The sequence below is a fragment of the Enterobacter cloacae complex sp. 418I7 genome (genome assembly GCF_050030705.1).
Lineage (GTDB): Bacteria > Pseudomonadota > Gammaproteobacteria > Enterobacterales > Enterobacteriaceae > Enterobacter > Enterobacter intestinihominis.
On record NZ_JBLGUU010000001.1, the window covers coordinates 2,560,178 to 2,572,053 of the forward strand.

13 protein-coding genes are annotated in these 11,876 nt (G+C 56.2%); 5 read left to right on the top strand and 8 right to left on the bottom strand.

The window, feature by feature from the left end; translation table 11 throughout:
• Positions 1-55 precede the first annotated feature (55 nt).
• Both ACQG0S_RS12300 and ACQG0S_RS12305 read left to right on the top strand, forming a co-directional pair.
• Positions 56-1,840, top strand: coding sequence for a methyl-accepting chemotaxis protein (locus ACQG0S_RS12300; protein WP_426750393.1), 1,785 nt, complete (start codon positions 56-58; stop codon positions 1,838-1,840).
• 196 nt (positions 1,841-2,036) lie between these two features.
• Positions 2,037-2,276 (top strand): hypothetical protein, encoded by a 240-nt coding sequence (locus ACQG0S_RS12305; protein WP_015570352.1) that lies wholly within the window; start codon positions 2,037-2,039, stop codon positions 2,274-2,276.
• Positions 2,277-2,306: 30 nt separating this feature from the next.
• On the opposite strand, the gene ACQG0S_RS12310 is transcribed toward ACQG0S_RS12305, so the two are convergent.
• Both ACQG0S_RS12310 and chaB read right to left on the bottom strand, forming a co-directional pair.
• Positions 2,307-3,002: a gamma-glutamylcyclotransferase gene (locus ACQG0S_RS12310; protein WP_017384255.1), complete on the bottom strand. Its 696-nt coding sequence runs from the start codon at positions 3,000-3,002 to the stop codon at positions 2,307-2,309.
• Between the two features lie 177 nt (positions 3,003-3,179).
• On the bottom strand, positions 3,180-3,410 hold the full coding sequence (gene chaB, locus ACQG0S_RS12315) for a putative cation transport regulator ChaB (RefSeq protein WP_003856674.1): 231 nt from the start codon (positions 3,408-3,410) through the stop codon (positions 3,180-3,182).
• Between the two features lie 268 nt (positions 3,411-3,678).
• Between chaB and chaA the strand changes: the two genes are divergently transcribed.
• Complete coding sequence (gene chaA / locus ACQG0S_RS12320) at positions 3,679-4,779, top strand: sodium-potassium/proton antiporter ChaA (RefSeq protein WP_003856672.1); 1,101 nt, start codon at positions 3,679-3,681, stop codon at positions 4,777-4,779.
• A gap of 105 nt (positions 4,780-4,884) precedes the next feature.
• Here the strand turns inward: chaA and kdsA are convergent, their stop codons facing one another.
• From kdsA to hemA, 6 genes are read right to left on the bottom strand one after another with little or no spacing between them, the layout of a single operon-like run.
• Positions 4,885-5,739 (bottom strand): 3-deoxy-8-phosphooctulonate synthase, encoded by an 855-nt coding sequence (kdsA, locus tag ACQG0S_RS12325; RefSeq protein WP_022648375.1) that lies wholly within the window; start codon positions 5,737-5,739, stop codon positions 4,885-4,887.
• Between the two features lie 36 nt (positions 5,740-5,775).
• Complete coding sequence (sirB1, locus tag ACQG0S_RS12330) at positions 5,776-6,585, bottom strand: invasion regulator SirB1 (RefSeq protein WP_022648376.1); 810 nt, start codon at positions 6,583-6,585, stop codon at positions 5,776-5,778.
• Positions 6,586-6,588: 3 nt separating this feature from the next.
• Positions 6,589-6,981, bottom strand: a complete 393-nt coding sequence (gene sirB2, locus ACQG0S_RS12335) for an invasion regulator SirB2 (RefSeq protein WP_022648377.1) — start codon at positions 6,979-6,981, stop codon at positions 6,589-6,591.
• Complete coding sequence (gene prmC / locus ACQG0S_RS12340) at positions 6,978-7,808, bottom strand: peptide chain release factor N(5)-glutamine methyltransferase (protein WP_045308280.1); 831 nt, start codon at positions 7,806-7,808, stop codon at positions 6,978-6,980. The genes sirB2 and prmC overlap by 4 nt, the downstream gene beginning before the upstream one ends.
• A complete protein-coding gene (prfA, locus tag ACQG0S_RS12345; protein ID WP_003856667.1) occupies positions 7,808-8,890 on the bottom strand; it encodes a peptide chain release factor 1 in 1,083 nt (360 codons plus the stop codon). Before prfA ends, prmC begins: the two co-directional genes overlap by 1 nt.
• Positions 8,891-8,931: 41 nt before the next feature.
• Complete coding sequence (hemA, locus tag ACQG0S_RS12350) at positions 8,932-10,188, bottom strand: glutamyl-tRNA reductase (protein ID WP_003856666.1); 1,257 nt, start codon at positions 10,186-10,188, stop codon at positions 8,932-8,934.
• Positions 10,189-10,389: 201 nt separating this feature from the next.
• Here hemA and lolB point away from each other — a divergent pair, with 201 nt between their 5' ends.
• The gene (gene lolB, locus ACQG0S_RS12355; protein ID WP_003856665.1) at positions 10,390-11,001 is read left to right on the top strand and encodes a lipoprotein insertase outer membrane protein LolB; all 612 of its coding nucleotides are present in this window, start codon (positions 10,390-10,392) and stop codon (positions 10,999-11,001) included.
• Positions 10,998-11,867, top strand: coding sequence for a 4-(cytidine 5'-diphospho)-2-C-methyl-D-erythritol kinase (ispE, locus tag ACQG0S_RS12360; RefSeq protein WP_032624093.1), 870 nt, complete (start codon positions 10,998-11,000; stop codon positions 11,865-11,867). The genes lolB and ispE overlap by 4 nt, the downstream gene beginning before the upstream one ends.
• The last annotated feature ends 9 nt before the right edge of the window (positions 11,868-11,876 follow it).

Here is an 11,876-nt window from a genome sequence, read left to right on the forward strand (position 1 = left end):
GTTTACCTGCGCCATTGCCGATAGGCATGGAAACAACACAGCAGGTATTACACTTATGTTCAGATCCATTCGCGCCCGCATTATTGCGGCGACGACAGGCTGTATGGTCGTCGCCCTTCTTCTTAATACCATTATCAACTTTCAGGTCACGCGCCAGGATAATCAGCAGTCGCAGCGCGATATACTGACCAGCACCAGCGCCAGCCACAATATGGCGATTGCCGACTGGGTCAAAAGCAAAATGACGGTGATTGCCTCCGCGCAGAGCATCGCGCTGGCTGACGATCCGGTTCCGGTGTTTAAGCAATTAGCCCAGGCGGGCGGCTTCACCAACGTCTACGCAGGCTACGCCAGCAAGACGGCGAAATTCTCCGATCCTGCGGGGGTCCCGGCGGATTATGACCCAACCATTCGTCCCTGGTATCAGCAGGTGGTGAGCACGGACGGCCCGGTTGTGACGGCGCCCTACGTTGATGCCGGGACCGGGAAGCTGGTGGTGACGTTTGCCGTACCGGTGAAGGAGAATGGTACTCTGAAAGCAGTGGTAGCGGGCGATGTCGCCATGGATAGCGTGGTGGCGAACGTGCGCGGGATCCACCCAACGCCTGCCAGCAGCGGGTTGCTCCTGAACAGCGACGGCACGGTTATTGCCGCCAACGAGTCGACCCTGACGCTGAAGCCGTTTACCGGGACGATCAAAGGCATCGACCTTGCGGCGCTGAAGAGCGGTAATCCGGTCGACGGGACGCTGAATGATGAGGAAAAAACCTTTATCGCCTCAGCCGTGCCGGGCACGAACTGGCTGCTGGTCGTCGCCCTCGACAGCAGCGACGCTACCTCCGGCATGCGTTCCTTGCTGAAAGCGTCGGCAATCTCGCTGGTGATTCTGGCGCTTCTGAGCGGCGCCATTGTCTACCTCCTGATAGCCCGCCTGCTTAAGCGCCTGTCCGACATTCGCGACGCGATGCACAGCATTGCCAACGGCACCAACGATCTATCCCAGCGTCTGCCGGATAGCGGCGATGACGAAGTGGCGCAAATTGCGCAGGCGTTTAACGCCTTCAGCAATAAACTCTCGGTGGTGATGGTCCAGCTTCGCGACGCCAGCGCCTCAGTGAAAAACGCCGCGCAGGAGATTGCGGCAGGCAATCAGGATCTCTCCGGACGAACCGAGCAGGCCGCGTCCAGCCTGCGTGAGACCGCCAGCGCCGTGGAAGAGATAACCGCCTCCGTTACCCAGTCGAATGAATCGGCCGAAGAAGCCAACGACCAGGCCAGTAAGGCCTCTGCGGCCGCAGCGCGCGGCGGCGAAGTTGTCTCGCAGGCAATCAGCACCATGCAGTCCATCGAAGTGGCTTCTGCAAAGATTGGCGATATCACCAGCGTGATTGACGGCATCGCCTTCCAGACCAACATTCTGGCGCTTAACGCCTCCGTCGAAGCGGCTCGTGCCGGTGAGCAGGGCCGTGGGTTCGCGGTCGTTGCGGGGGAAGTGCGTAATCTGGCCAGCCGCAGCGCTCAGGCGGCGAAAGAGATTAAATCCCTTATTGACTCCACTACCGAAAGCGTTGCAACCGGCTCCCGATTTGTGCACCTTGCGGGCGACAGCATGGATGAGATCCGCGCCAGCGTCGGGAGCGTGTCTGGCATTATGCGTGAAATATCTATTGCCACCCGCGAGCAGATGAAAGGCATCCATGAAATTAACCACGCGGTGACTCACCTGGATCGCATGGTGCAGCAGAACGCTGAACTCGTTGTACAGTCTGCTGCTGCGGCCAGCGCGCTGCAAAGCCAGGCGGGCGACCTTGCTGAGACCGCTGGCCATTTCCGCATATAATTTTTCCCGGACGCGCGTTAAGCAGGGAAAACGCGCGTCGGCTGAAAGGTTTCAGAAATTTTGTCATTTTTGTTTAATCGTTGCGCCATTTTTTGATCGAAATCAGCATCACCCACCTTCCCCTTTGGTGTTATGCAATGAGTAAATTGTGAACAACATCACGCTCGGGATGGGCAAAAACGACGGGGTATAAAAAATGGCACGAGTTAAAACGAGTCTGAAACTGTTTGGCGGGGATACGGTAGTGGTGCGTTGCTCAGAACGTTGCCGCATCCATCTGATGAGTACAAAAGGGCAAAAGCAATCGCAGGCAGATATCCTTACCGTCCAGGATGATAAGGCCTGGCTGACGGTGCCTTACACCGGCACCTGGGATGTGCTGATCGACAGCCACAGCCAGTCGCTCGAACATTCCGTAAGTTACGTGGCAGCATAACCATAAACGCCCGGCCAGCCGGGCGTATTATCAGGCAAAACCCGGGCGCAGCGTATTGCTGAGCGGGTTCCCTTCCAGCAGCGCTTTAACCTTCACCACCAGCTCACTCAGACAGTCGTCCTGCATACCGAGACGCGTCAGCTCCTGATCGAGCGAGAAAAGGTACTGGGCATTAGTGCCCAGCGGTCCACTGGCGGCGGCAATCAGCGGGGCAATCACCTGGGTTCGGGTGTCGGCTTCATACAGCGGGTGGCGCGGATCCATAATGAACACCAGCGCGTTGACGGTGCGGCCGTCGTCCAGTTCCAGCTTGCACCAGCTGGGCATATAGCAGCCGGTGATCATCTCGCGCTTCCACAGCAGCGTGAGCTCATCTTCCAGCGTGGTATCCGGCAGCCGGTATGCCACGCCCGTGGTGCGCCCGCCCTCTTTTAGTGCAAGCATACGTCCAGGCTGACAGGCGCTGCCGCGTCCGGCGGTCAGGCGCAAACAGAAGGCGCGGTGCCAGCCAGGCAGCGTTCCGGTTGCCGATTCAACAAACTCGAGCGCCGGGTTCCACATCAGAGAGCCGTAACCAAAAATCCAGACCGGGCCATCATCCGGGCGGCAGGCCAGCGTTGCCGCAAGCGACGCCGCACGTTGTTCAGCCGACCACAGAAGCGATTCCTCAATAGCACCAAATGCCGTCTTACAATCTGCCTTCATCAAGAAATCACGCGTTAACACATTCCACCTCCGCCACTGCATGCTTCCTTGCGACATCTTTAATGCGCCTTCCCGGCATTCTGTGCTGTTCATTTTAACAGCAGTTGAGCAACGATAAGCAATTCGCGGGCCAGATGCAATACAGCGGCAGTTCAACCGCCTGAAATGTCAAAATGGAGGCAGTGTATTATTCGGCAGCTATTTCTTTTTGTGCCATTTGTCATCATCCCCTTTCTCATAGTCATTTTTTACGGCGGCCCAGGCCACTTTATGCGCCGTCTCTTCACGGCTGGCATCGTCCCGGCGATCTTCTTTATCTTTGTACTGATCCCAGGCGCTGTTAAAGGCTTCTTTGTAGATATCCTGAGCGTGGGCAGGCAGTACGTTTTGCACGTTATCCGGTAATTCGCTTTTCGATTTGTATGGCATCGCTAACCTCTCTTTTGGTTAAAAGATAAGTGTGGACGACGATACGCCAGGGTGCCAGCCGACAGCGAGAAATGAACTATTTAAGAGTGCAAGGCATTGTTATTAAATTATTATTTTGTGTAAATAAGGTATTATAAGCTTCAGGAAGAAAATTCCCATTAAAGGGTAAAATTAAGTAAAAAATACAGGGTATTTAACCGTTTTCTGTTAATTTAACACCCTCAAAATCTATCTATAATTACAAGCACCTGCACTGTTGGAGAAACACATGACAGCAACACACGAGGCGGTAAAGACCCGCCACAAGGAGACCTCTCTCATTTTCCCGGTTCTGGCACTGGCTGTGCTGCTCTTCTGGGGAAGCAGTCAGTCATTGCCAGTGGTTGTGGGGATCAATATTCTGGCTCTGGTGGGTATTTTAACCAGTGCATTTAGCGTGGTACGCCATGCGGATGTTTTAGCCCACCGTCTTGGAGAGCCGTATGGGTCATTAATTTTAAGCCTTTCGGTTGTGATTCTTGAGGTCAGTCTAATTTCCGCATTAATGGCCACCGGCGACGCCGCACCAACGTTAATGCGCGATACGCTCTACTCCATCATTATGATTGTTACCGGCGGCCTGGTCGGTTTTTCGCTTTTATTAGGTGGCCGCAAATTTGCCACCCAGTACATGAACCTTTTTGGCATTAAACAGTATCTGATCGCCCTGTTCCCGCTGGCGATTATCGTGCTGGTATTCCCGATGGCATTGCCGGGCGCAAACTTCACTACCGGCCAGGCGCTGCTGGTGGCGCTGATTTCCGCGGCAATGTACGGCGTGTTCTTGCTGATCCAGACCAAAACGCACCAGAGCCTGTTTGTTTACGAGCATGAAGACGACGGCGACGATGATGACCCGCATCACGGTAAGCCGTCGGCCCACAGCAGCGCGTGGCACACGGTTTGGCTGATCGTGCATCTGATTGCGGTAATTGCGGTCACCAAGATGAATGCGAACCCGCTGGAGGCGCTGTTAACTGAACTGAACGCGCCGGTCGCCTTTACCGGTTTCCTGGTAGCCCTGTTGATCCTGTCGCCAGAAGGCCTGGGAGCGCTGAAAGCGGTGCTCAATAATCAGGTGCAGCGTGCGATGAATCTGTTCTTTGGCTCCGTTCTGGCGACCATCTCCCTTACCGTTCCGGTGGTAACGCTTATTGCCTTTATGACGGGGAATGAATTGCAGTTTGCGCTGGGTGCACCAGAGATGATTGTGATGGTAGCGTCGCTACTACTGTGCCAGATTTCCTTCTCAACCGGCCGCACCAATGTGCTGAACGGCGCGGCGCATATGGCGCTGTTTATTGCGTATCTGATGACGATATTTGCGTAATTTTTTTGCCGGGTGGCGCTGCGCTTACCCGGCCTACGAAACCCGTAGGCCCGCGCAAGCGTAGCGCCGCCGGGCAAAGAAAAACCCGCCGAAGCGGGTTTTTTATTAGTTGCTGGTATCCAGCTCGTCGAAGCTCTTCACCAGATCGTCAATCGCTTTAATCTGTTTCAGGAATGGCTCCAGCTTATCCAGCGGCAGCGCGGATGGACCGTCGCATTTCGCGTTAACCGGATCCGGGTGCGCTTCAATGAACAGACCCGCCAGGCCGGTTGCCATACCGGCGCGCGCCAGTTCGGTCACCTGCGCACGACGCCCGCCAGACGCGGCGCCAAACGGGTCGCGACATTGCAGGGAGTGGGTCACGTCGAAAATCACCGGAGACTGGTTAGAGACGTTCTTCATTACGCTGAAGCCCAGCATATCCACAACCAGGTTGTCATAACCGAAGTTTGAACCACGGTCGCACAGGATCACCTGGTCGTTACCACCTTCGATAAACTTATCGACGATATTACCCATCTGGCCAGGGCTCACGAACTGCGGTTTTTTCACGTTAATCACGGCACCGGTTTTCGCCATCGCTTCTACCAGGTCAGTCTGGCGCGCCAGGAACGCCGGAAGCTGAATCACGTCTACCACATCAGCCACGGGCTGTGCCTGAGACGCTTCGTGCACGTCGGTGATCACTTTAACGCCAAACGTCTGTTTCAGCTCCTGGAAAATCTTCATCCCCTCTTCCAGGCCCGGGCCACGGTAGGAGTGAATGGAGGAGCGGTTGGCTTTGTCAAAAGAGGCTTTAAACACGTACGGGATGCCCAGCTTTTGGGTCACGGTCACGTAGTGTTCGCAGATGCGCATAGCGAGATCGCGGGATTCCAGAACGTTCATACCGCCAAACAGCACGAACGGCAGGTCGTTTGCCACGTTGATATCACCAATGCTAACCACTTTTTGTTTCATAGGATCGCCTTATTCAGGTGTGAATCGGAATTAAGATTAATGCAGTGTAATGTGTTTATGCGCGATCGCGTTGATCTGCGCGCGAATCATTTCGCTGATCGGGTCTTCCGGACATTGCTCGACGAAATAATTCAAATCATTCAGCGCCACGTGTTCGCAGTCGAGCTGCGCATAAATCAGGCCGCGGTCGCGGATTTCGTACGGATCTTCCGGATTGAACTGCAACAGCACTTCGCTTGCGCGCAGGGCCAGCTCCATCTGACGCTCTTCCATCAGCGCAGACTTCAGCGTATCCAACAGCTTGCGGATCACTTCGGCGTTATCGGCTTCATCGAGATCTTCATTGAACAGCTCCGCTATCGGGCTGATGTTGCCTTTCAGCCAGACGTCCAGCGTATGCTCATCCAGCGTGTCGCCGTTAAACGGATTGATTAACCACATCTCACCGTCCAGCCACTCCGCCCGCAAAATCATCTGCGTGGGGAAAATGACCGGCACCAGTGGAATATCCAGTCGGTGCGCAACCCACAGTAAAATGGCGCCCAACGCGACGGCGCTACCCTGTCGATTTTTCAGCACCTGGTCCAGCCACAGTGCGTCAGACAGGCGATACACGCCTCGCGTGTCGCAGAAACCCCATTCGCCGTAGAAAAGCTCAATCAGCTTCTCTAATTGCCAGTCTTGCGGACGTGCCTGATTGATCTCTTCGCGCGCCAGGCTGACCAGATTTTCCAGTTCAGCGTAAACGTACTGTGATGTGAAATCGTCGCGGATCATCTCTGAAATCAGGATCATACCATCGCATAGCGGCACTTTGTTAAATTCGAAATCGGCTAAGGACCTCATGACTTACCCCAGTAACGGTATTCTTGTGGTGGCGAGTTTAATGATGATGTACAGCACCACCAGACCCAGCAGAAAGGCGATAAACCCTGTCTGCTGGCTGCGCGGACGATGACGCCCAAGCGCGATAAAACCCAAAACGATGTAGATGATAACGCCAAACAGCTTTTCAGTCAGCCATAGGCCTTTATCAGTAAATGGCAGATAGCCGGTCTTCCACATTAACCCGGCTCCGGAAAGGAACAGCACTGTGTCGATACCGTGTGGGGCGATACGTACCCAGCGGGCGTTAATCAGCGGATTATTGCTGTAGCGCCACCAGTAGCGGACAATGAAAAAGCCGATGGTCAGGGCAACGGAAACCAGGTGAACGGAGATTAGCAGCGTAAACAGGCTCATGACCACTGCCCCAGCGTCAGACGTTCATTGCCGCCGTAATCCCGGCAGGTTTCCACGGCGGCGTATCCGGCACGCGTAAACAGTGCTCGCACCGCCTCTCCCTGCGTCCACCCATGTTCCACCAGCAGCCAGCCACCGGGAAGCAAATGTTGCCGTGACGTTGTCACAATGTGATCGAGATCCGCAAGTCCCTGATTCGCAGCGACCAGCGCGGTCAACGGTTCAAAACGCACGTCGCCCTGCGCGAGATGCGGATCGTCTTCGTCGATGTAGGGCGGATTGCTGACAATCATTTCGAACATGCGGCTTTCAAGCGCGGCAAACCAGCTGCTTCGCAGAACGGAAACATTGTTCAGCCTCAGCCGTTCAACGTTGCGCCGCGCGAGGGCGACCGCATCAGGCATCACGTCTACCGCCATCACGGTACAGTCCGGCCGCTCGCTGGCAAGCGCCAGCGCAATCGCACCGGTGCCGGTACCGAGATCGAGGATCTGACACGACTGCGCCGGTAACCGCGCCAGCGCCTGCTCCACCAGACACTCGGTGTCCGGGCGCGGGATCAGCGTCGCCGCTGAGACATACAGCGGAAGTGACCAGAACTCGCGCTCACCAACCAGATGCGCCACCGGCTCGCCGGTTTTACGGCGGGCGAGCAGCGCCTCCAGCTGCGATAGCTGTTCAGCTGTCAGTTCGGTTTCGCCGAAAGCCAGCAGATACGTGCGGGCTTTACCCGTCACATGCTCAAGCAGAATTTCGGCGTCCCGCTTCGGGCTTTCACTTTCTGAAAGTTCACGGGCCGCCTCACGTAACCAGCGCTGAAAATCCATTAATCCTGCTCGGACAGCGCCGCCAGCTGGTCGGCCTGGTATTCCTGCACGATAGGCTCAATCAGCATATCGAGCTTGCCTTCCATTGCCTCATCCAGACGGTAGAGCGTCAGGTTGATGCGGTGGTCGGTTACGCGCCCCTGCGGGAAGTTATAGGTGCGGTTACGATCGCTACGGTCGCCGCTGCCCAGCAGGTTACGGCGGGTAGAGGCTTCCGCCTGCTGGCGTTTCGCCATTTCCGCCGCGTGGATACGGGCACCCAGCACGGATAACGCCTTAGCTTTGTTCTTGTGCTGGGATCGCTCGTCCTGACACTCAACCACAATCCCGGTGGGCAGGTGAGTAATACGGATAGCGGAGTCGGTGGTGTTAACGTGCTGACCACCCGCCCCTGAAGAGCGGAAGGTGTCGATGCGCAGATCCGCCGGGTTGATATCCGGCAGTTCCGCTTCCGGCAGCTCGGGCATGACCGCCACCGTACAGGCCGAGGTGTGAATGCGTCCCTGAGATTCTGTCGCAGGCACGCGCTGCACGCGGTGACCGCCGGATTCAAACTTCAGCCGACCATAAACGCCGTCGCCGCTGATTTTGGCGATAACCTCTTTGTAGCCGCCATGCTCGCCTTCGTTGGCGCTCATGATCTCTACGCGCCAGCGGCGTGATTCCGCATAACGGCTGTACATACGGAACAGATCTCCGGCGAACAGCGCCGCTTCGTCGCCGCCGGTACCGGCGCGGACTTCCACAAAAGCGTTACGCTCATCGTCCGGATCTTTTGGCAGCAGAAGGACCTGAAGCTGCTGCTCCATCTCTTCTGACCGCGCTTTAGCGTCCTGCAACTCTTCCTGGGCCATCTCGCGCATTTCAGGATCGTCGAGCATCATCTGCGCGGTTTCGATATCTTCCTGGACCTGTCGCCAGTCGGTAAAGCATTTTGAAACATCACTTAACTGCGCGTATTCACGCGACAGCGCGCGAAAACGTTCCTGGTCGGCAATGGTCCCGGCATCGCCGAGCAGCGCCTGGACTTCTTCATGGCGCTCGTGCAGAGCTTCCAGTTTAGCGACGATAGAAGGCTTCATAGGCGTAAATGCACCTTGTCTTAGAAAATGGGTATAGGGCGCTATTCCAGCCCGAGGCTGTTGCGCAGAATAGTCAGGCGTTCATCGTCCCCGTCACGGGCAGCCTGCTGAAGAGATTTGGTTGGGGCATGGATCAGGCGGTTGGTCAGTTTCCAGGCTAAATCCTGCATAATCGCCTGCGCGTCGCCGCCCTGTTCAAGGGCCGCTAACGCTTTGGCCGTCAGGTCATCACGCACCTGCTCCGCCTGACCGCGGTATTCGCGGATGGTCTCGCTGACGCTTTGCGCGCGCAGCCAGGCCATAAATTCGCTGGTTTCCTGTTCAACGATGGTTTCCGCCTGCACAGCCGCCGCCTTACGCTGGGCAAGGTTGTGCGAAATGATACTTTGCAGGTCATCCACGCTGTACAGGTAGGCGTTCGCCAGTTTGCCCACTTCCGGTTCGACATCACGCGGAACGGCGATATCCACCAGCAGCATCGGCTGATTGCGGCGGGATTTCAGCGCACGCTCGACCATCCCTTTCCCGATAATCGGCAGCGGGCTGGCGGTAGAACTGATAATTATGTCCGCCTCTTTCAGACGTTCATCGATGTCGCTCAGCGCAATCACCTCAGCGCCCACTTCATCTGCCAGCACCTGCGCACGTTCGCGGGTGCGGTTAGCGATGATCATCTTCTTCACCTTGTGTTCGCGAAGATGGCGCGCCACCAGCTCGATGGTTTCGCCCGCCCCCACCAGCAGTACTGTGACGGTCGACAGCGATTCAAAGATTTGACGGGCAAGAGTACAGGCCGCGAAAGCAACCGAAACCGCACTGGCGCCAATGTCGGTTTCGGTTCGCACACGCTTCGCCACGGAGAATGACTTCTGGAACATTCGCTCCAGTTCGCTGGCTTTCAGATGCCCTTTCTGGGAATCCGCGAAGGCTTTTTTCACCTGGCCGAGGATCTGCGGCTCGCCCAGCACCAGCGAATCCAGACCGCTGGCCACACGCATCAGATGGCTGACCGCATCGTTATCCTGATGCCAGTACAGGCTGTTGCGCAGCTCTTCTTCGTTGAGGTTGTGATAGTCACATAGCCAGCGGATCAGCGCCTCGTGCAGGTTGTCCTGCTCTTCCACGCTTAAATAGAGCTCGGTACGGTTGCACGTCGACAGCACCACGCCACCCTGCACCATCGGCTGTGCAAGCAGGCTATCCAGCGCCAGGTCGAGCGTATCCGGCGAAAACGTAACGCGTTCTCGCAGTGAAACCGGGGCCGTTTTGTGGTTAATACCGAGTGCTAATAGGGTCATGTTGAGCGGGAGTAGTACCAGCGTTAATAAGGTTAGCAGGACGCATCATACAGGATGCGCGAGACCAATAAAAGAGACTGCCCCCTTTCGGAGTAATAGCTTACGCCGCGCTTTGAGATAATTTGAACGTAGACGGTGGCACCCTTCAACGCTAGCATTAACAGTTATAACTGCAACGTATCTCAAGGATTTGTCATCATTATGACCCGAATGATTCGCCTGCTGCCTCTGGCGGCCCTGGTTCTGACCGCCTGTTCCGTTCATCAGCCGAAAGGCCCGGGCAAAAGCCCCGACTCACCGCAGTGGCGTCAGCACCAGCAGGATGTGCTGAAATTAAGCCAGTACCAGACCCGCGGTGCATTTGCATATCTGTCTGACGAACAAAAAGTTTATGCTCGCTTCTTCTGGCAGCAAACGGGGCAGGACAACTATCGCCTGCTGCTGCTCAACCCGCTGGGCAGCACCGAGCTGGAGCTTAACGCGAAGCCTGGCGAAGCGCAGATCACCGATAACAAAGGCCAGCACTACACCGCGACCGACGCCGAAGAGATGATTGGCAAGCTGACCGGGATGCCGATTCCGCTCAATAGTCTGCGCCAGTGGATCCTTGGCCTGCCGGGTGACGCCACCGACTATACGCTTGATGACCAATACCGTCTGAGCCAGGTTAACTACACCCAGGGCGGTAAAACCTGGAAAGTGGTGTACAGCGCGTATGACAGCAAGACGCAACCATCGCTGCCGTCCAATATGGAGCTGACGCAGGGTAGCCAGCGTATCAAGCTGAAAATGGATAACTGGATCGTTAAATGATGACCCACTGGCCCTCTCCCGCAAAACTGAACCTGTTTCTCTACATTACCGGGCAGCGCGCTGACGGCTATCACACCCTGCAAACCCTGTTTCAGTTTGTCGACTACGGCGACACGATCTCAATCGAACCGCGTCAGGACGGGCAGATTTGCCTGCTGACGCCAGTCGACGGCGTGGCGCATGACGATAACCTGATCGTGCGCGCTGCCCGCCTGCTGATGAAAACGGCGTCGTCGTCGGGTCGTCTGCCAGCGGGAAGCGGTGCGGATATCCGTATCGACAAACGCCTGCCGATGGGCGGCGGTCTTGGCGGCGGTTCGTCAAATGCTGCAACCGTTTTGGTGGCGCTTAACCATCTGTGGGGCTGCGGTCTGACAACGGACGAGCTGGCAGCGTTAGGGTTGACGCTGGGCGCCGATGTACCAGTGTTTGTGCGCGGCCACGCGGCGTTTGCTGAAGGGGTGGGCGAAATCCTCACGCCGGTCGATCCGCCGGAAAAATGGTATCTGATCGTTCACCCTGGCGTGAGCATTCCTACCCCGGTCATCTTTAAAGATCCTGACCTGAAAAGAAATACCCCGGTACGGTCAATAAAAACGTTATTAAATTGTGAATTCAGCAACGATTGCGAGGATATCGCAAGAAAACGTTTTCGCGAGGTTGATGCGGTGCTTTCCTGGCTGTTAGAATACGCGCCGTCGCGCCTGACCGGTACAGGGGCCTGTGTCTTTGCTGAATTTGACACCGAATCCGCCGCCCGTCAGGTGCTTGAGCAAGCGCCGGATTGGCTGCATGGTTTTGTAGCACGCGGGATGAACACCTCCCCCCTACAGCAGGCCATTCTGGCGCAGACTGAGTTTCGGTGACAACGTCAC

What these genes read in the sequence shown, in the direction of transcription:
- ACQG0S_RS12305 (WP_015570352.1), top strand. Translation starts at nt 2,037, where the DNA reads ATGGCACGAGTTAAAACGAGTCTGAAACTGTTTGGCGGGGATACGGTA.
- hemA (WP_003856666.1), bottom strand. Translation starts at nt 10,188, where the DNA reads ATGACCCTATTAGCACTCGGTATTAACCACAAAACGGCCCCGGTTTCA.
- lolB (WP_003856665.1), top strand. Translation starts at nt 10,390, where the DNA reads ATGACCCGAATGATTCGCCTGCTGCCTCTGGCGGCCCTGGTTCTGACC.
- sirB1 (WP_022648376.1), bottom strand. Translation starts at nt 6,585, where the DNA reads ATGAGGTCCTTAGCCGATTTCGAATTTAACAAAGTGCCGCTATGCGAT.
- prmC (WP_045308280.1), bottom strand. Translation starts at nt 7,808, where the DNA reads ATGGATTTTCAGCGCTGGTTACGTGAGGCGGCCCGTGAACTTTCAGAA.
- sirB2 (WP_022648377.1), bottom strand. Translation starts at nt 6,981, where the DNA reads ATGAGCCTGTTTACGCTGCTAATCTCCGTTCACCTGGTTTCCGTTGCC.
- chaA (WP_003856672.1), top strand. Translation starts at nt 3,679, where the DNA reads ATGACAGCAACACACGAGGCGGTAAAGACCCGCCACAAGGAGACCTCT.
- kdsA (WP_022648375.1), bottom strand. Translation starts at nt 5,739, where the DNA reads ATGAAACAAAAAGTGGTTAGCATTGGTGATATCAACGTGGCAAACGAC.
- ispE (WP_032624093.1), top strand. Translation starts at nt 10,998, where the DNA reads ATGATGACCCACTGGCCCTCTCCCGCAAAACTGAACCTGTTTCTCTAC.
- prfA (WP_003856667.1), bottom strand. Translation starts at nt 8,890, where the DNA reads ATGAAGCCTTCTATCGTCGCTAAACTGGAAGCTCTGCACGAGCGCCAT.
- chaB (WP_003856674.1), bottom strand. Translation starts at nt 3,410, where the DNA reads ATGCCATACAAATCGAAAAGCGAATTACCGGATAACGTGCAAAACGTA.
- ACQG0S_RS12300 (WP_426750393.1), top strand. Translation starts at nt 56, where the DNA reads ATGTTCAGATCCATTCGCGCCCGCATTATTGCGGCGACGACAGGCTGT.